At 35.6% G+C, this 18,382-nt stretch carries 16 protein-coding genes; 11 read left to right on the top strand and 5 right to left on the bottom strand.

Annotated features, from left to right (window positions below; translation table 11 throughout):
• Positions 1-56: 56 nt before the first annotated feature.
• Positions 57-1,190 carry an N-acetylglucosamine-6-phosphate deacetylase gene (gene nagA, locus PPBDW_RS16180; RefSeq protein WP_036790317.1) on the bottom strand — a complete coding sequence of 378 codons (1,134 nt, stop codon included), beginning with the start codon at positions 1,188-1,190 and terminating at the stop codon, positions 57-59.
• 556 nt (positions 1,191-1,746) lie between these two features.
• On the opposite strand from nagA, the gene PPBDW_RS16175 reads away from it, so the two are divergent.
• From PPBDW_RS16175 to PPBDW_RS16155, 5 genes are all read left to right on the top strand, one after another.
• Positions 1,747-2,508 (top strand): hypothetical protein, encoded by a 762-nt coding sequence (locus PPBDW_RS16175; protein WP_036790314.1) that lies wholly within the window; start codon positions 1,747-1,749, stop codon positions 2,506-2,508.
• Between the two features lie 248 nt (positions 2,509-2,756).
• Positions 2,757-3,443, top strand: coding sequence for a VC0807 family protein (locus PPBDW_RS16170; RefSeq protein WP_036790311.1), 687 nt, complete (start codon positions 2,757-2,759; stop codon positions 3,441-3,443).
• 155 nt (positions 3,444-3,598) lie between these two features.
• Positions 3,599-4,078 (top strand): hypothetical protein, encoded by a 480-nt coding sequence (locus tag PPBDW_RS16165; protein WP_036790310.1) that lies wholly within the window; start codon positions 3,599-3,601, stop codon positions 4,076-4,078.
• 211 nt (positions 4,079-4,289) lie between these two features.
• On the top strand, positions 4,290-5,216 hold the full coding sequence (locus PPBDW_RS16160; RefSeq protein WP_230850361.1) for a cation diffusion facilitator family transporter: 927 nt from the start codon (positions 4,290-4,292) through the stop codon (positions 5,214-5,216).
• 528 nt (positions 5,217-5,744) lie between these two features.
• Complete coding sequence (locus PPBDW_RS16155; RefSeq protein WP_036790309.1) at positions 5,745-7,328, top strand: EAL domain-containing protein; 1,584 nt, start codon at positions 5,745-5,747, stop codon at positions 7,326-7,328.
• Positions 7,329-7,385: 57 nt separating this feature from the next.
• Here the strand turns inward: PPBDW_RS16155 and nagZ are convergent, their stop codons facing one another.
• Positions 7,386-8,390, bottom strand: coding sequence for a beta-N-acetylhexosaminidase (nagZ, locus tag PPBDW_RS16150; protein WP_036790308.1), 1,005 nt, complete (start codon positions 8,388-8,390; stop codon positions 7,386-7,388).
• 238 nt (positions 8,391-8,628) lie between these two features.
• On the opposite strand from nagZ, the gene PPBDW_RS16145 reads away from it, so the two are divergent.
• Positions 8,629-9,090, top strand: coding sequence for a DUF1097 domain-containing protein (locus PPBDW_RS16145; RefSeq protein ID WP_036790307.1), 462 nt, complete (start codon positions 8,629-8,631; stop codon positions 9,088-9,090).
• A gap of 81 nt (positions 9,091-9,171) precedes the next feature.
• On the opposite strand, the gene PPBDW_RS16140 is transcribed toward PPBDW_RS16145, so the two are convergent.
• Positions 9,172-10,104, bottom strand: a complete 933-nt coding sequence (locus PPBDW_RS16140; protein WP_036790305.1) for a precorrin-2 dehydrogenase/sirohydrochlorin ferrochelatase family protein — start codon at positions 10,102-10,104, stop codon at positions 9,172-9,174.
• Positions 10,105-10,216: 112 nt separating this feature from the next.
• Positions 10,217-11,302 (bottom strand): S1 family serine peptidase, encoded by a 1,086-nt coding sequence (locus tag PPBDW_RS16135; protein WP_036790303.1) that lies wholly within the window; start codon positions 11,300-11,302, stop codon positions 10,217-10,219.
• Positions 11,303-11,522: 220 nt separating this feature from the next.
• Between PPBDW_RS16135 and PPBDW_RS16130 the strand changes: the two genes are divergently transcribed.
• Genes PPBDW_RS16130 through PPBDW_RS16120 form a run of 3 tightly spaced genes read left to right on the top strand, consistent with a single transcriptional unit; the run spans position 11,523 to position 13,831 of the window.
• Entirely contained in the window at positions 11,523-12,371 is an 849-nt protein-coding gene (locus tag PPBDW_RS16130) for a DUF5718 family protein (protein ID WP_419680104.1), read from the top strand.
• A gap of 31 nt (positions 12,372-12,402) precedes the next feature.
• Positions 12,403-12,963 carry a nucleotidyltransferase family protein gene (locus PPBDW_RS16125; RefSeq protein ID WP_036790297.1) on the top strand — a complete coding sequence of 187 codons (561 nt, stop codon included), beginning with the start codon at positions 12,403-12,405 and terminating at the stop codon, positions 12,961-12,963.
• A 10-nt stretch (positions 12,964-12,973) separates the two neighbouring features.
• Entirely contained in the window at positions 12,974-13,831 is an 858-nt protein-coding gene (locus PPBDW_RS16120; protein ID WP_036790294.1) for a sulfurtransferase, read from the top strand.
• A gap of 104 nt (positions 13,832-13,935) precedes the next feature.
• Here PPBDW_RS16120 and PPBDW_RS16115 read toward each other — a convergent pair whose 3' ends face one another.
• Complete coding sequence (locus tag PPBDW_RS16115) at positions 13,936-14,757, bottom strand: phosphate ABC transporter substrate-binding protein (RefSeq protein ID WP_036790291.1); 822 nt, start codon at positions 14,755-14,757, stop codon at positions 13,936-13,938.
• 400 nt (positions 14,758-15,157) lie between these two features.
• Between PPBDW_RS16115 and PPBDW_RS16110 the strand changes: the two genes are divergently transcribed.
• Together PPBDW_RS16110 and viaA are read left to right on the top strand one after the other, a co-directional pair.
• Positions 15,158-16,813, top strand: a complete 1,656-nt coding sequence (locus tag PPBDW_RS16110; RefSeq protein ID WP_036790289.1) for an ATPase RavA domain-containing protein — start codon at positions 15,158-15,160, stop codon at positions 16,811-16,813.
• A 60-nt stretch (positions 16,814-16,873) separates the two neighbouring features.
• A complete protein-coding gene (viaA, locus tag PPBDW_RS16105; RefSeq protein ID WP_036790286.1) occupies positions 16,874-18,331 on the top strand; it encodes an ATPase RavA stimulator ViaA in 1,458 nt (485 codons plus the stop codon).
• Positions 18,332-18,382: the final 51 nt, after the last annotated feature.

Genomic DNA, 18,382 nt, shown 5'->3' with positions numbered 1-18,382 from the left:
AAAGGCTGCTGTTTAAAGAACAGCAGCCTTTTTGCTTTTTGAGATATTAACTTAAATTAGAATGCTTTTTTACCCATTTGGTAAACATGCTTCACTTGGTTATCGTCAGACAGCAAGGTGATATTAGCTTTGTAGCCTGCTTTTAATAAGCCGTATTCATTATCAACATTGATTGCTTTTGCAGGGTATAGCGTTGCCATACGTAGTGCTTCTTCACGAGTAAGACCAACGTGGTCAATAAGGTTATTTAGACCTTGAATCATAGTAACAGCTGAACCTGCGATAGTACCGTCTTTATAATGACATTTGCCATCAGTTACGTAAGCGTGTAAACCAGCCATATCAAATTCAGTCATGTCTGTACCCGCTGGAGCAACCGCGTCTGTTACCATAAATAGTTGCTCGCCTAAAATATCGTGTGCGATACGTACAGATGGGTAAGAGGCATGAATACCATCAACAATGATGCCGGCATGCGGTTTTTTATCAAAGATGTAACCAACAACGCCTGGCTCACGAGAACCTAGTGGTGTCATGGCATTGTAAAGGTGAGTAGCCATAGTTAGGCCTTCTTTTTCTGCAACTTGGTCGTAGCTTGCATTAGTATGGCCTAGAGATACGGTAATACCTGCATTACGAACAATATCAATCACTTCTTGTGATGTATTTTCTGGTGCTACTGTTAATACACAAATTTTATCTGCATTATCCGCTAAATATTGGGCTGTTTTCTTATCTAGCTCACGAATGAACTCTTCACGGTGTGCGCCTTTCTTTTCTGTACTAATGAAAGGACCTTCAAGGTGTAAACCTAATACGCCTTGCTGGGCTGGATCTTCAATAGCATCTACCATGTTAAGCACTTCAACCATAGACTCCGCATCGCTGGTAATGAAGGTAGGTAAAAACTGCGTAGTACCACTTTTTAGATTTGCTTGGTTCATAATATCAAGCGTTTCTTTACTGATGGCGGTGTTTAACAATACGCCACCACAGCCATTTAGTTGTACATCAATAAAACCAGGAGAAGCTAATAAACCTTTAGCGTCAAACGTTTCTGCGGGTAACTCACTTGCTGTGATAGCTGACATTGGAACAATTCGTGAAATAAGATCGTTTTCAATAAAGATGGCTTGGTTTTCTTGAATTGTTTTACCATCAAATACGTTGGTGTTAATAATTGCAAACATCTGATTACTCACTTTAATTTTAATAGTCTGATGATTAATCAGCAGACAAAGTAGTGACTTTACTCTATGTTGAGTGGGCCTCATCAAAATGAGAGCGACACTATGTTAGTGATATAGAGTACCGAATAATTGGTTTGAAATAGGATTTAACACTGCACGCCAAATCTTATTTCACTATAAAAAATAAGATACCCGTTTCAATCATCTTTCGTCAATCTTTTATCCACCTAAATACCAAAAATCATATGATCATTGCTTTTTTTTATACATATATCATACAAAAGTAAATTTTACTCTGGTCAATGATATTTTTTAGTTATTAGTTTTGCTTTATATACTCTCAGGGTAAATGGCTTATTGTTTTTTTGCTCTATGATTTTGATTAATACCGACAGTGATTATTTTAATATGAAAATTTGTTTTTTTGTATCAAAGACTTTTGCACTAGTTCAGACAATTAGGCAAAATAGTCTTTTGTTAAAATACGTTATGGTCTAGACATTGACTTTATTTGTCTATGTATTATGCCTAGAGTAAGACTGTATTAGGAGTTAAGATGCAGTGGAATGATTGGTCGATATTGCTGTCGGAAGTACTAGAACAATTTGCGATAGGTGCGTTCATCATTATTGGTGGTGTAATGTTATCGGGTAAATTATGTTTTGGGCAGCATGATCGTGTAATAAAGCAATTACCCTTGATCAGTTGGTTATTAATTGCTTCGCTGTTAATTCGCGAAACTACGTTGATGATGCAAGCGAGCATTAATGTAACAAATTCTAGTGCTGTTGTGTTTGTATTGGTATTTGTCGCATTAACGTTAATTTACAGTTTGTGTGAAAATCGTCTACTTGGTAAAGAGAGAGCTCGAAAAGCAATCGTTGTCATTATGCTGCTATGGAGCATAGCTTATATTATTGATATCTTAAGCTTTAGTGCTAACAGCGGTAGTATTGGTGCCGTGATGACGATTATTTTTAGTGTCGGCTTTGGCGGTAGTCTATTAGCACATGCGATGTTAGTGAAAGCACAACATAAGCTGGAGTCTCTAAATTTAGCCTTACCAGTCTTGGGTACATTTATTGGGTTAGTCGTACTTATTGTTGCAAGTTTAGATGTAGCGATGCTTATTGAACAAACCCACCATGGCATTTTATTACCTTTTATCTTGCGTGTTGTAAGTGTTGGCTGTTTGTTAGTGGCAACAGGATTATGGTTAATGTCATTACTAACTAAAACAAAACCAGTGTTAGCGATGCTAGCATGTGCATGTACTTTGGCTATTATCGCAAGCTTAACGGTTAATGGCAGTTTTTAATCATTACCTGTAATCACATATCGTTACATTGATTATAATTTTTAATGGTTTGTAACGATATTGTTCTTTACAGTTATATGGATAAACGAAACAATCAAAACAGAAAGATAGCAGATCTTTAAGCTTTAACTAGAATAACTATGATACTAACGATAAATTTGGGGAGTAGTTGTTCAGTATTACGAGATATTGTTATTGTGATAAGTTCAAAGTGACATAATTATGAATAAAGGAAATTATTAGGAATTATGGCCGAAAAGAAAACCAATCCGTTGAATGAAATTATTTTTAACGTCGTAGTTCCATCAATCATTTTAATGAAAATGAGTGGTGATGATCGTCTAGGATCGGTAGGGGCACTATTAGTTGCTTTAGCTTTTCCTGTGGCATTTGGTGGTTATGAGTTATTAAAAAAGAAAAAATTCAACTTTATAGCAATACTCGGTATTGTGAGCGTATTACTCACTGGTGGAATTGGTGTATTAGAACTCGATACTCAATGGCTAGCTGTTAAAGAAGCTTTGATTCCAGGTATCATTGGTGTTGTTGTTCTCGGCTCCACTTTTACCAAATATCCTATTGTTACTAAAATGATTTTTAATGATAGCATTTTGAATTTAGGTCTTATAAAGCAAAAATTAATGGAGTCTAACCAGCAGCAAGCGTTTGATCGTTGTTTAGTTCAATCTAATTATTTATTTGCAAGTACTTTTGTTTTCTCATCAATTATGAATTACATTCTAGCGACTGTTATTGTAACAAGTCCTGCTGGGACTGAAGCATTTAATGAAGAACTCGGAAGAATGACGTTATTAAGTTATCCTGTCATTGCTATTCCATCAATGCTCATGATGATGGGAATATTCTATTTTGTTTGGCGTCAAATTCGTAAAATGACTAAACTTGAAACAGTTCAAATATTTAAAACGCAATAAATAATAATATTTAAATAAAATATAGCCAGTGGTGTTATTTAACATCGCTGGTTTTTTATATTAAAAATCTTAATTATAAGATATCTTACATTATTAAAGCACTCCTACAATGAGTACGTCATAATGATGTTAATACTTATTATTTGGAGGGTAATATGAGGCCATTCTCGTTACTCTGCACATTGTTTCTAACAATAGCATGCTCATCTGCTGATGTTGCGGAACTAAATAATAGTGCCAATATTCGTTATGATGATCATTGTGATAAATACTTAGCGACACAATCTAACGACTATTTTAATGACTTTATCTCTATGCAATTACAACAAGTTAAAGCATTAAAAGGTAAAATAACTGATGATAATATGGATCAATTACATAAGGCGTTATATCAATTTGAAGCACATTGGTTAATGTTAAAAGAAGATCGCTATAATGCTTGTCAGCGTCATGCTAATTGTACTGAATTGGAACGTCAATATAATCGTAACATTGAGCGGCAACCTCGAAATAGAATAATTACCTCATCGCAAGAAATGTGTCAAAAAAGCGGTTTTGAATATGCTATAAGTCGTATAAGAATGGTAACATTTTATACTGATGTTGAGCGGTTAGAATTAATTCGACAAGAATAATCAAATGAAACGTACTTCTTTTATTAATTAACACTCTGATTATTAATAATTTATTTTTTATATAATTATAATTATTTATCAACGGTAAGACTTAATTTGTATTAAATACTATATTTAATAGAATGGTATTTATATCGTCGTTATCTATGATAAATATATTTACGGCGTAATCAATAACAAGTCACCCTAAATATAGTAAGGATATTATTTTATGGAGGATATTATGGTTACTCGCCGTAAAGTTAGTAAAGAACGTACGGCGCTTAAATTATCCCTAGTAGGGACGGTTTTCGTTGCAACATTAGGTATTAGCTATGGGTTTTACGTTGGGTCTAATGCGATTTTACTTGATGGTATGTTTTCATTATTAAGCATGGGGATGACAGGGCTTAATTTATATACGGCTTATTTAGTGACTAAACCGGATGATGCACAATTTCAATTTGGCTATGCTCATTTTGAGCCATTGATAAGCGTAGTTAATGGTGTAGTTATTTTAGTTACATGTATGTTTGCTTTTATAACTGGAATTCAAACTATCCTTAATGGGGGTCATGACATTATTCTTAAAGACGCACTTATATATGCGGTGTTATCAACAATTAGTTGTTTTAGTATTTATGCAATCGAAAGCCATATTGCATCTAGTGTTGACTCTGAATTAGTTCGTATAGACTCTCAAGAATGGTTAATTGATGGTATTTTGAGTGCAGCTATTTTAGTGGGTTTTATCTCTGTCATTATTTGTAATGGGTTAGGGTACAGTAAATGGAATGCCTATATCGATCCTATCTTGGTGACAACTTTAGCTTTATTTGCTTCTATCTTACCGATTAAAGTTCTATGCCGTAATATGAAAGAAGTACTGTTAGTTGCCCCTCAAAATGGCGCACAACGGCATGTTGATCAAGTTATTGCGGCACTGTCGAAAGAATATGGTTTTGATGATTATACCCATCATTTTGCAAAGATAGGACGACAATACGATCTAGAGATAAATATTTTAGTGAAAGATGATCATAAATGGCCAACAAAACGACAAGATCATATTCGGCAAAAAATATGGGATCAACTTTCCGATGAGTTAGGTGAAACATGGTTATCTGTGAGCTTTACCGCTCAAGAACGATGGTTGTAGTGTGATTTTTGTGCAATTTTTTAAGGTTGCGTAAATTTTAATCGTGAATTATCACAATTTTATAACTTAGTTGAGGTATTGTTAGTACAATCATGTAAGTTGTTGGTGGATTTGTATTGTAATCAAATCCCAGCCACTTATTAGAGGATATATTCAGTTAAATTTGTTTTAGATATAAAGGTCAATTATGGAAATTTTACTCATTCTAGCGTTTATTGTTGGTGCATTTTATATTATATTGAAAGAAAAAAAGAAATGCTCAAAATCAGTCGATTATTCAAAAGATAGTTTATAACATATATTTATATAAGTAAGTGTTATAGTTGTTATTAGTGAATAATATGATAAAAGTGCCGAATGGTACTTTTATGAATCGGTATACATAATAGTTATTATATTAAATTCATTAATAAGTTTTCCATTCTTTGTTTTTGGTATTTATGAATATTATTATTGTTGAAAGTGATTGTTTCAGTTAACATTTAAGCTGAAAGCAAATTTAAAAACTAGAGTAATATTATAAATATAATGAGAAAAATATATAAATTTAAAGCATGGCTTAAAAGTCGCTTAATAGCTAGTTATTCAGCTACCATGACAGTTGTGGCTGTTTTAATAGTCGTTATTATGGCTACATGTTTTACATTGTTTTCTCCTTATTTTGCAAAAATACAGCTATCATCAAAAATAAATAATGTATCAAATGATTTAATCGATAATTATAGTTCTACTATAGGTGATTATCAGTCTTTTATAAAATCAGTAGTTAGTAATATTGACTTCGATTGTGGTGTAAATGATAAAACATATATAGAAAAAAAATCTTATAATAATTATTACATTCGAAATATTGATATTGCAACTAATAATAAAAAATATTGTTCAAGCTTTGACGGCAATCGGCATGAATATGAATCAGATTCTGTTTTTATAAAAAAAATAAATAAAAATCTTTCTTTATGGGCTATTTTGAATGATAAAAATGAACAATCAATACTCTCATTAGTATGGAAAGACGAAAGAGGTCAGGTATCTATTGATTTTGAACCAATAATTTCTGATGTCATACGCAATAAGTATTGTGATGACTGTATATTAAGTGTTGTTTCAACAGTAGGTAATGCCGATAAAAAAATATCATCTCATAATGATGTAAAGAATTTATCATCCTTGCCGCCTCTAAATACAGAAGTATTTAATAATGGGTTAATATTAAGAAATTATGTCGATCCTCAGTTATTATCACTTATATCTATAGACTTAAAGCCATTATTATTTATTGTTGGTGTTTTTTTTGGATTAATTATTTTTTTGTTTATTAATCTTTATATTAAGCGTCAACTATCATTACATTCATTAATTGTTAAAGGTGTTATACGTAAAGAATTTATCCCTTACTATCAGCCTATTATTAATGTTAAAAATAATACAATGTATGGCTGTGAGGTGTTAGTCAGGTGGTGGTTCAATAAAAAAGAATTAATATCACCAGATGATTTTATACCTTATGCTGAAAATAGTGGTTTAATTATTGATATAACAGATGTTTTACTTGAAAAGACATTAACTCAATTAAGTTCATTAAATTGGCAAAAAAGCACAGCTGTTATCAGTATTAACTTAGTCCCTGAGCAATTAGAAAATAAACAACAGATACGTAAGTTTGTTGATATGATTATTAAATCATCTATTTCGCCAAAGCAAATCGCGTTTGAAATTACGGAGCGAATGTCTTTTACTGATCTAGATAAAGCAGCAATAGTGATTGATTATTTAAAAGCTCAAGGTATCAATGTGAAGTTAGATGATGCTGGTACTGGTTATGGAAGTTTTAGTTATATACAACATTTGAATTTACAAAGTTTAAAAATTGATAAAATGTTCGTTGATACTATTGGTACCTATGATCATAAGTTATTTGTGTTGGATTCAATAATTGCTTTCGGTAAAAAAGCAGGGATGGAAATGATCGCTGAAGGAGTTGAAACAAAACAACAATCTGATTATTTATTACAAAGTGGAGTTTATTTACAGCAAGGCTTCTATTTTTCAGAGCCATTAAAATTTGAACAATTTCGTCACTATTTTCAACGGGATCAAGCAAAGATTTAACGGCACCTTACTCAACAAACAAAATGTAGAATAAGGCGCGGTTATGGGGAAAAGCTATTAATTAGTTTTGTTATTCCATTTATCAACTAAACCTGAAATAGTTTGTTGTGCTTGTTTCCATTCACGAGTTTGCATTAATACATTGAATTCAGGTGTTGGTTGCTTGAGTAGGGTATTGAGAATAGGTACTTGCATTTGTGGTAATCCATCAAGTGCTTGTATAGCACCAGCACGATTATTACACAACATCACCATGTCACAGCCTGATTGTTGAGCTGCTACTGCACGTTCACTGTAATTACCTAATACGTCAGCGCCTTTCATATTTAAGTCATCAGAAAAGATGACGCCGTTGAAACCTAAATCCTGACGAAGTACTTGTTTAAGCCAATATTCAGAGCCACTTGCGGGACGTTCGTCATAAGCATCAAACACGACATGAGCAGGCATGATCCCTTGTAACTTATTTTTGCTGATTAAATGACTGAATACAGTCATATCATACTGCTTGATATTATCGCGTGAATCATACGGTGTTTCTAGGTGGGAGTCGGCAATGACACCACCATGTCCAGGGAAATGTTTACCTGTTGCAGCCATGCCTGCTGTTGTCATTCCATCAATAAAGGCAGAGGCATAACGAATAACTTCTGCTGGATTATCTGAAAAAGCGCGATCACCAATCGCTTTACAATCAAAACCTAAATCTAAAACGGGAGCAAAGCTGATATCAATATCCATTGCTAATAATTCAGCAGCCATTAGCCATCCACCCGTTGTCGCTAGTGCTAAACCATTATTGGATTCGGCAAATGCTCTGGCTGGGGGAAGTAGTGTAAATTGTTCTCTGAAACGCTGAACGCGACCACCTTCTTGATCGACACCAATAATCAATGGACGCTTTGCTGTTTGGCGAATATCTTTTATCAACGCTCGTAGTTGATCACGATTATCATAGTTACGAGCAAAGAAAATAATGCCACCGACTGTTGGGTGTTGAATAATTTCACGTTCTTCTGCATCAAGTTCATAGCTTGAAACGTCAAGCATTAAAGGTCCCATGAAGACACTCCGTCAAACAAATAGAGCGAATAAATTATCACAGTTTGCTATAACCGCAATTTCTAATCTGGATTTTATTGTGTTTATGTAACTGTAACGACAAAAAACAGTGTGATGAATATCTCTTATATTCGTAACTAAGTGTAAGTTTATTTATCTATATGTGATCTAAATCGTTTTGAGTGCGACTCCGCTTCATATAGACTACGCATTGTTAAAAATTGACGTGGGATCAATAATGTCTTTGCTTATCGCTATTGCCTTAACTACTGGTATTCTTTCTGGGATCTGGGGGTGGGTTGCTGTTTCTCTTGGTTTACTTAGTTGGGGCGGCTTTTTGGGATGTACAACATATTTTGCTTTGCAACTAGATGGCATTAAAGGGGTTGGGCTAAGTATTGCGACTAATCTTAGTGGCGTATTTTGGGCTATGGTAATTATTAAATTATCTTCAGTAATTAACCTAGAAATTGTTGGTTATATTATCACTGCGTTAGTGGCATTTATGATGTGTGCTCAAGCTAAAAAGCGGTGGTTAAGCTTTATTCCTGGAACATTCATTGGTTCGTGTGCAACATTTGCAGCAGCCGGTAACTGGCAGTTAGTTATTCCATCTCTTATTGTTGGTGTGATTTTTGGTTATTTGATGAAAACAACGGGTATATGGTTACATGCAAAAATGTCACCGCATTATGAGTAAATAAATAGCTAATAAGTATTGATAATAAAAACGCAGAACTCGGTTCTGCGTTTTTGTTTAGGTATAGAGAAGTAGTTATCCCTAAATTGGAACAAAAATACCATTATTATGAGTACAATATTTTTTAAGCCCTGGACGATGGTTATCTTTAGTTGCTAGAACACAGACACGAATCCCTTGCTTTACGAGGCTTTTTGCTAGGGTTTGGATATTGGTGTAATTACAGCGTTCACGATCAGCATCGCGTCGGCATAAATCAACAAACACATCAGCAACATCATCATGATAAAGAACATATTCTGATTGCTGCATCAATCGTAATGCTTTAAGCGTTAATAACTCGGGATCATGACCAGTTTCAATTAAATAAACATTACCACTGCAATCATGTTGCTTTGTTAATAATTGCTGAAAAGCTGTTTCTAATTCTTCTTCTGTACGTGCAGTTTCAACAGCTGTTAAGCGAAAGAATTGCTCCCAAAATTTACGGCGTTCATCAACGGTTGTGAAATGTTGTTTAATGCGTTGACGTTGTTTTCCTGAGAATGCAGCAAGCAAGCTTAAATTCTGTGGTAAATAGGTTTCTAAACGTTCTCGTAAGTAGCGCACTAAGACGGGTGATGCTCCGCCGCTTGATATTGCAACTTGGATTGGTGTGCGATCAATCATCGAGGGTGTAATAAAATCACAAAATGTAGGATCATCAACAACATTGGTCCAAATTTTTAATGCATTTGCATCATGGTAAATTTGATGATTCAGTGTCGATGAATCTGTTGTTGCCCATACTTGGTCTGCACCTTCTAATTGTGATGATTGATAAGGCTGATTAATATGCACAATTAATTGTTGTGCAAGTAACATTTGTAAATGTGGGTGTAATTGCGGTGATACAACAGTAACGTTAGCATGTGCTTTTAGTAATAAGTCAACTTTTCGACAAGCAACTTCGCCACCACCAACAACTAAGATTTGTTTATGATTTACTTTTAGAAATATCGGAAAGAAATCCATTTAATAATGTCCATTCTAAATATCAATGTAAGTCTATTATTACGTAATATAGTTTGATGGCAATATTGTATATATTATTATCCATAAATAGATAGTCACTCGTTAATATTTATCATATGTTGATTCTTTTTCGAAATAAATAAATCACTATAAGTATAATGAAAGTTGTTAACGGTATACTTCCTGCTGTTGGAGAATGAGTGGACACTAATAATGACTTAATATCTTGGCCTTGAGGATAGTCATCAGCGAGGGTAAATGGATCGTACTTGTAACTTTGGGGGGAGTAGTGTAAGGATAGTGAAAAAGTAGCTAAGTTGTCATATTGCTTAATATAAGATTCAAGCCAAGAGATTAAAGGGGCTAATTCTGTATATTGCCCATGAAGCTGCTGGTATTGACGAGTAGGATCATTTAAACGATCTTCACATCTAGCTCCATTACTGGCAATTCCCAATACACGCAAACCAAAATCATCACTGGCAATATGTTGTGGATCTTGCCAAATCAAAGGCCCTCCAGAATCACCACTACAAACATCTTTAATAAGGCCATCTATATTAGAGTCTGCGCAAATAATATGTGAATGATCTGCGAGTAAACCATTACAGCGATTATCAGGTATTCCCGCTAAAGTGATTAATTGTAATTGAGCAGGATAATCTATTACGGCATCAGTATTTGATTTTCCCCAGCCAGATGCGATGAGATTTGCCATTGAATTTTGATGTGTTACCCAATGATTAGCAAATATATTATTTGCTGTTTGTTGATCATTTATTGAAGCTATAAGTATCGGCTGAGCAACGTCTAATAAAGAACGATCTACACGAATAAGTGCAATATCATTAGCAAAATTTTTGGGATCATAATTAGGATGGTTTATTTTATGAGTAATAGTAAATGTATATTTGGTATTTAGTCGCTGCGGAATAACAGAGACACCAGCAACAACATGACGAATATAATCATGGTTACAGTGCGCTGCTGTTATTAGCCAATATTTATTAATAATCACCGCACCACAATAGACATCAGTAATAGTAGATGATGTTAATGCCGCCTGCCATGGTAATAATAATGGGGCATAGAGGGATGCAGGATTACTATTAATTGCTTTAGGAATTGCAGGAGCAGCATATACTTGAGAGTTAGCGTAGCTTGCGATGATGATAATTAATAACAGAAAATGGCCCATGATGCTTCTTGGATGATATACCCGCATAATAATCCCTTATTGCTGTGTTACTACTCTTAAGGGTAGTTATTACATTGCTATTTAGCTGTTAAATTGTGATCAAGGTTGAATCAAAAATAAGAATGTTGATTAATTAGTGCTAATAATTGTTAACTTGATAACGGAAAATAGAAGAATTAGTCGTTATGATAACTTCATTTTTTTGTTTATTTAGGGGTAAATCTTGTTTAATCAACATGTAGGGTTTGGTGTTGCGGGTAATTTTGCGGGGCATTTAGAACAAGCTGGTGAAGCTGCAGACTTCATTGCTGTTGAAGTTAAAGAAACGGCTCAGCCTAAGGCTATTTTTCCTTTTTATTTACCTAATATTGAGACGGGGCAGCTAGCGGTATACCCGTTATCATCAGCCGTTATTATTCCACCTAACGACGCTGATAACCTTCAGATAGAGCCTGAAGTCGCTCTTATCTGTGATGTTATATACAGCGTCAATACTGATGATATGACTAAAACAGTAACAGCGTTGATTCCGCGACAATTTGGAGCCTATAACGATTGTTCTATTCGTAAACCTCATGCAAAAAAGATCAGTGAAAAGAAAAATTGGGGCGTCAATAGTAAAGGAATAAGTGATCATCTTATTGCTATCGATAATTTTGCTGCAGGCGGTATTTTAGATAGCTATCGTATCGCGAGTTTTCATTGCCGAGACGGTGAAATTCATCGCTATGGGGAAGACAGTGCTGTTGTTGGTTATAGTTACTTTCATAACATATTGTTAGATTGGATCGTTGAGCGAATGAACCACCAGCAAGATATCGGCCCTACAGAAAATATTGCCCAACTTCTAAAACAAAGCCAGTATCCTGCCCAAGCCGTGATCAGTATTGGTGCTACGCGTTATACACCTTATGGCGAAACGCATTTTTTACAGCCAGGTGATAGCAGTATTGTTGTTGTTTATGATGGTCGTCGTTATAACGCCAGTGAAATTATGCAAATGGCAATGAACAATGATTTAACTGACGATGGTATGTCAGTATTAATTCAGCAAGTTAACGCATTGTAGTGTGTTATTAGCCATAAAGGATGTGAATACGATGGTTGATATAATCTCTGATACAGCAGTCGTCATCGAAACTGATCTTATTCGAATGGATTGCTTACGGGCAGTGCGAGCGCTTAATCTTCCTGATTGGTTTATTGCAGCGGGTTTTGTGCGTAATGCTATTTGGGATCACCTACACGATTTACCGATGACGCCTCTTAATGATATTGATGTGGCGTATTTTGATCGTAATGACTGTTCGTTAGCAACTGAAGCACATTATGCTGCATTACTACGCCTGCAATTTCCACAATTTAATTGGGAAGTGAAAAATCAAGCTCGAATGCACATTAAGCACCAACATCAGCCTTATCAAAATAGTGCTGATGCTATTTCACGCTGGGTGGAAGTTCCCACTTGCGTAGGGGTTCGGCTAACTGCGGATAATTGCTTAGTTTTTACTTCAGCATATGGGTTAGAGCATAACTGGTCATTACATGTTAGCATCAATCCTCATTACCCAAGACCTGCCGTGTATCAACAGCGTATTCGAGACAAAAAGTGGCAGGTATTGTGGCCAAAGTTAATGATTATGACTGCGGATTATTCCTAAGGACTGTTTCATGATATCGCCTGTTAATAATATCGTTTCTGCTGCATGGCTCCATCAACAATTATCTGATGCCATGTTATCTGCATCGATTGTCGTATTAGATGCCAGTGCATTTATGCCAGATGTTCCCCGTAATCCTCAACAAGAATTTATTGATATTCGCATACCTACCGCGCGCTTTTTCGATTTTAATCACCAAATAGCGGCTCCGAATAATGATTTACCTCATATGTTGCCATCCGCTGATTTATTCACTCGTGAAGTATCAAAATTAGGCGTGAATAATACAAGTCACGTGGTTATTTATGATAGCCAAGGGATGTTTTCAGCGCCGCGCGGGTGGTGGATGTTTAAAGCAATGGGGCATGATAATGTGTCTGTGCTTGATGGTGGATTACCTGCTTGGTTAGCTGCGGGATATGCAACACAAACTGGAGTGCCTACAGTGAATACCGTGGGCGATTTTTGTGCGAAATACCAACCTGATTGGGTTATTGATGCAGATAGCTTGTGTCAAAAATTGGATGATAGCCATATTCAAATAATAGATGCACGTCCGACAGCGCGTTTTTTAGCTACAGTTAAAGAGCCACGTGTTGGATTGCGCAGCGGCCATATGCCAAATGCCAAAAGCTTGCCGTTTGGCGAGTTATTAACTGATGGTCATTTCCTACCTGTTGCTCAATTAAAGCAAAAATTTGATGCATTAAGTAATAATGATCAAAGACTTATATTTAGTTGTGGTTCTGGTGTAACGGCATGTATTTTAGCCTTAGCTGCACAAGTAAGTGGTCGTGACAACGTCACTGTTTATGATGGATCATGGACAGAATGGGGCGCAAATGAAAAGTACCCTGTGGTTAAATAACGTTTCGAGTTATTTTAAAGAGTATTAATCATACAAGTTACGTAAATAGGCTTTTGGCAAGGTTACCTTACTAAAAGCCTTTATTTCATTTAACAGTAGTAACGTTATGATTGCTCAGCGATATAGCCATTAGCATTAATGATTTTTTTGGCGTCATCTGAGTTTAAAAATTTAATAAACTGTTCCGCATTAGCGGATAAGCCTTGTTTTTTATACATAATTAAAAATGGACGAGCGATTTTATACTCGCCAGATCGAATATTATTTAGGTTGGGAATGACGCCATCATAAGATAACGGTTTAATTGAATTATCAACTGATCCAAAAGATAAATAACCAATAGCTTGTTGGTTACGAGCAATAAGACTTTTGACCATCCCATTAGTACTGACCACCAGCACTTCAGGGTTTATGTCTGAGACAGTAAACCCCGATACATTTTTAGTCAGTTTCATAAAGTGTTCAAATGAAAAACGTGAACCAGAGGCATTTTCTCGACTGACGACAGCGATTTTTTCATTATTACCGCCTACCTGCTGCCAATTCCTTGTGACACCGTGATAAATATTATCGATTTGTGAGTGAGTAATATTATTGACAGGATTGGTAGGATTAACTACAAGCGCAATACCGTCATGTGCTATAGGAACAATGGCATAGTTATCATCAAGCTCATTAGCATTAATAATCCGTGAACTCATACCAATTTCAGCGGTGCCAGTTTGAAGCGCCACGATACCTGCTGATGAGCTAATACCCTGTACATTAATTTTACTATCAGGATGTTGTACTGAGTAGTGTTCAGCGAGAATATCCATAATATGGCTGACAGAGGTTGAACCGGCAACAGTGACGGTATCATTAGCGTGAGCGCTAAATGCAAGCGTTGTGCATAGTGCCCATAAAGTGGTTGCCTTGGTTAGCATTGCTTTACTCCATTAATTGAATGATAAGCAAATATGTTATTACGTTTATATGACGTTAATGTGAAACTCAAACCGTGATTTTATGAGCTTAATGGCAAGTTAACTTATGTTTAACTGCAGATTAAAAGATATTTTATATTAAAGTAAAACCTACAGGCTTATGATTTATAGGTGATTATTTTTTATTTGTGCTTGTATTAGTTTATTTATATGACAACAATGGATTTGATCGCCAAGATCACGTTAATCCCTTATTGTTAAAAAGGCGTATAAGATGTATCACTATATAAAATCGTGATATAACTGTAACAAAGCAGCAACGTGTTGGTGTGGTTTAACGTATTACAAGCAGTATGCGATGCACCAATGTACGGTAGGAAATGAATTCAAGGTTGGATATATGCTTACAGTAGCAACAGCAGCACCGAATAAAGCTATTTTATCAGAACGTATTCAAAAACTGATTAATGGGCTTTCTAGTGGCGTTTATGAACGTGAAGAAACGATTAAGTTATGTTTACTAGCCGCATTGGCGGGTGAAAGTGTATTCTTGTTAGGCCCTCCTGGTATTGCAAAAAGTTTAATCGCCAAGAGATTGATTCAAGCTTTTGACGACAGTCGATTCTTCGATTACTTAATGACCCGTTTTTCAACCCCTGAAGAAGTTTTTGGCCCTCTTTCAATTCAAGAATTAAAAGATAACGGTAAATATGTTCGTTTAATTGAAGGTTACTTACCAACAGCACAAGTGGTTTTTCTGGATGAGATTTGGAAAGCTGGTCCTGCAATATTGAATACCTTATTGACCGTGGTGAATGAGCGCACCTTTAAAAATGGTCAAGATATTCTGCCAATACCAATGCGATTGTTGATTACTGCTTCCAATGAATTGCCGGATGCTGATAGTGGCTTAGATGCATTATATGACCGTATGCTAGTACGAGTGTTTGTTAATCGTATTCAAGAGAAGCGTAATTTTAAGTCGATGTTAATGGGAGACGGTATCGCACTCACAGTGATTGATCCTTCATTAACGATTAAGGATGATGAATATCAAAATTGGCAACTACTCATTGAAGATATAACATTAACTGAACCCCTTTTTGAAAAAATTTACCAGTTAAAATCAATGATAGAAGCACGTTCTGGAGAAGTTACTGAACAAGCGACTGAAAGCGAGCTTTATATTTCAGATCGTCGCTGGAAGAAGTCAGTGCGATTATTGAAAGCGAGTGCATTCTTTAATGGGCGCGATCAAATTAACCCGCTAGATTTATTGCTATTGCAAGACTGTTTATGGCATAGCCCAGAATCACGCAATGTGATTATAAGTATTATGAAGGAGTTTGCGACTAAACATGCCTTTAATCAAAAAGATGCCATTGCGGATGCCAAAGAAGCATTGGTTATTATCGATAATATTAATCAAGATATTTGTACTCAGCTAGCGTTAACCTTTACTCGCGAAAGTACAATGCGTAAAGAATGGTTTAAATATAACTTTGCGACTGCAACACGATTTAATATTAATAATAACCCGCGCATGATTAAGTTAGTGATGCTACAACAAAATACCTCGGTGTCAGAGCAAGAGCTCGGTGATAGTCGTTGGGTTTACATTGATGGTGATGAGTTTGATAAAAAAATTCGTACAGGGAAATGTGATATTTATGGTTTTGTGAATAAAAATACCCATTTATGTCGATTACAGTTTGAAATAAATGCTGAAAACCAATTGGTGATTAAAGATATTGCGAACCGTCCAGTATTAGTTGGTGTAACGGGTAACAAGGGTTTAACGACCTCGCAGCAACAACAGTGGCAACAGCATGTTGATCAAGCAATGGCTAAAATCACAGACTCTGAACATAATATAATTAAAGCGCGAACCTCGTTCCATGGCGCACTACCACATAATTTTATCAGTGGTGACTTTCCTACATTGATAGAGCAAAGCCTTAGTGATTGCGTTGATGAAGTCGCAGAATTGAAGCAAGTAGCTGAAAGAAGTGCTTTTAGAATTACTCATATGGATGAATATTTTTCGCAACAGTGATTTTAGATAACAAGCAATATTGTTATGTGTAATGAAAAATAAAGTAAAGGATAGATGCCTATGCCAGTATCTGAAGGGTTAAATTTTGCTTTGATGCTTGCAGAGTCAGGTATTATTGATTCAGCTGTACATGAAGTTATGGTGAGACCGCAGCTATTAATGGCAGCAGAAGCTAGCCCTGGTGTAAAAACGGCCATGAAAAACCAAATCATGAAATGGCGTGGCCAGATGTTAAAAAAGACCGCCAAAGGTACGGTTGTGGAACAATTTAGTGATGAAATTAATTTGTATCAACAAGTTTGTACATGGAATCAAGAATACTTTTTTGCTCATTCAGAACAGATTGTTCAGCAACTTGAAGGACAATCTGCATTTTATTTCAAAGCCAAAAGTTTATTGGCAAAAGAGCAAAGCAAACATAACCCAATGTTTCAGCGTTTTTTTTGTGATAAATGGTATGACTACCTTGCTCATGCATTGCGTGAGGCGCAAGAGTCTGAAGTTGAAGAGCAAAAAGATCAACTGTTAACCGATCTCTACCAACGCATTGAAACCATGAAAAAAATGGCGACAGTGACTGACGCTGGTGATGTCAGTAAAGCTGGACGTTTGTGGGATATGGCACAAGCGAAATTGACTAAAACTGATGTCGATGTGATGAAGAAAATAGCGGCATTCTTAAAAAAGAATAACGGTCTTCAAGACATTGCAGAAAAATTAGGTCGAATGGCGAATGAAGTTGATGATCCAAATAAAGAGCGCGTAAAAGCCGAACAAATGAAGCTGGTGGAAGAGATAAGTGACAATGTAACTGATGATATTGTTGGCATTCATGAAAGTGATGATCTTACCAAATTATTGCCGAATGAAGCGATGTTTTTAGCTTACCCTGAGCTCGAAGTGATCTTTTATAAGCATTTAGCTGATAAACGTTTAATGAATTATCGAATGCAGGGCACACAACGGAAGTTGCGAAAAGTAAAAGCATTTCAGCGACAAACCAAGCAGGTAGATCAACCGAAAGGGCCATTTATTGTGTGTATCGATGCTTCTGGTTCAATGTCAGGTTATCCTGAGAATTGTGCTAAAGCATTAGCATATGGATTAATGCAGATAGCGCTGGTTGAAGAACGTGATTGTTTTGTGATTATGTTTTCTACCCAACAAATTACTTACGAACTGACTAAACAAGATGGTTTACATGAAGTCGTTAACTTTTTGTCGTATTCATTTCATGGTGGCACAGATCTAGGGCCTGTACTTGATCAGTCAATTGATTTAATGGTTGACGGTAAATATAAAAATGCCGATCTAGTCGTATTGTCGGATTTTATTGCACCTAGCCAGCCTGAGGCAATGCAAGTACGAGTACAAAAGTTAAAACAACAGAAAAATCGTTTTCATGCAGTGAACTTATCTAAATATGGCAACCCAGAGTTACTGGAGTTATTTGATCATTGTTGGTCTTATCACCCATCAACGTTAACTCAACTAGGACGGTTATTTAAATTGCGTTAGTAGGTTACTTTTAAATCATCAAGGGGCACATTAGTGCTCCTTTTTGTTTTA

The sequence above is a fragment of the Photobacterium kishitanii genome (assembly GCF_000613045.3).
In the GTDB taxonomy this organism is placed as follows: Bacteria; Pseudomonadota; Gammaproteobacteria; order Enterobacterales; family Vibrionaceae; genus Photobacterium; species Photobacterium kishitanii.
This window is presented reverse-complemented; position numbering and strand designations above follow the sequence as displayed.

What these genes read in the sequence shown, in the direction of transcription:
- nagA (WP_036790317.1), bottom strand. Translation starts at nt 1,190, where the DNA reads ATGTTTGCAATTATTAACACCAACGTATTTGATGGTAAAACAATTCAA.
- PPBDW_RS16175 (WP_036790314.1), top strand. Translation starts at nt 1,747, where the DNA reads ATGCAGTGGAATGATTGGTCGATATTGCTGTCGGAAGTACTAGAACAA.
- PPBDW_RS16170 (WP_036790311.1), top strand. Translation starts at nt 2,757, where the DNA reads ATGGCCGAAAAGAAAACCAATCCGTTGAATGAAATTATTTTTAACGTC.
- PPBDW_RS16165 (WP_036790310.1), top strand. Translation starts at nt 3,599, where the DNA reads ATGAGGCCATTCTCGTTACTCTGCACATTGTTTCTAACAATAGCATGC.
- PPBDW_RS16160 (WP_230850361.1), top strand. Translation starts at nt 4,290, where the DNA reads ATGGAGGATATTATGGTTACTCGCCGTAAAGTTAGTAAAGAACGTACG.
- PPBDW_RS16155 (WP_036790309.1), top strand. Translation starts at nt 5,745, where the DNA reads ATGAGAAAAATATATAAATTTAAAGCATGGCTTAAAAGTCGCTTAATA.
- nagZ (WP_036790308.1), bottom strand. Translation starts at nt 8,390, where the DNA reads ATGGGACCTTTAATGCTTGACGTTTCAAGCTATGAACTTGATGCAGAA.
- PPBDW_RS16145 (WP_036790307.1), top strand. Translation starts at nt 8,629, where the DNA reads ATGTCTTTGCTTATCGCTATTGCCTTAACTACTGGTATTCTTTCTGGG.
- PPBDW_RS16140 (WP_036790305.1), bottom strand. Translation starts at nt 10,104, where the DNA reads ATGGATTTCTTTCCGATATTTCTAAAAGTAAATCATAAACAAATCTTA.
- PPBDW_RS16135 (WP_036790303.1), bottom strand. Translation starts at nt 11,302, where the DNA reads ATGGGCCATTTTCTGTTATTAATTATCATCATCGCAAGCTACGCTAAC.
- PPBDW_RS16125 (WP_036790297.1), top strand. Translation starts at nt 12,403, where the DNA reads ATGGTTGATATAATCTCTGATACAGCAGTCGTCATCGAAACTGATCTT.
- PPBDW_RS16120 (WP_036790294.1), top strand. Translation starts at nt 12,974, where the DNA reads ATGATATCGCCTGTTAATAATATCGTTTCTGCTGCATGGCTCCATCAA.
- PPBDW_RS16115 (WP_036790291.1), bottom strand. Translation starts at nt 14,757, where the DNA reads ATGCTAACCAAGGCAACCACTTTATGGGCACTATGCACAACGCTTGCA.
- PPBDW_RS16110 (WP_036790289.1), top strand. Translation starts at nt 15,158, where the DNA reads ATGCTTACAGTAGCAACAGCAGCACCGAATAAAGCTATTTTATCAGAA.
- viaA (WP_036790286.1), top strand. Translation starts at nt 16,874, where the DNA reads ATGCCAGTATCTGAAGGGTTAAATTTTGCTTTGATGCTTGCAGAGTCA.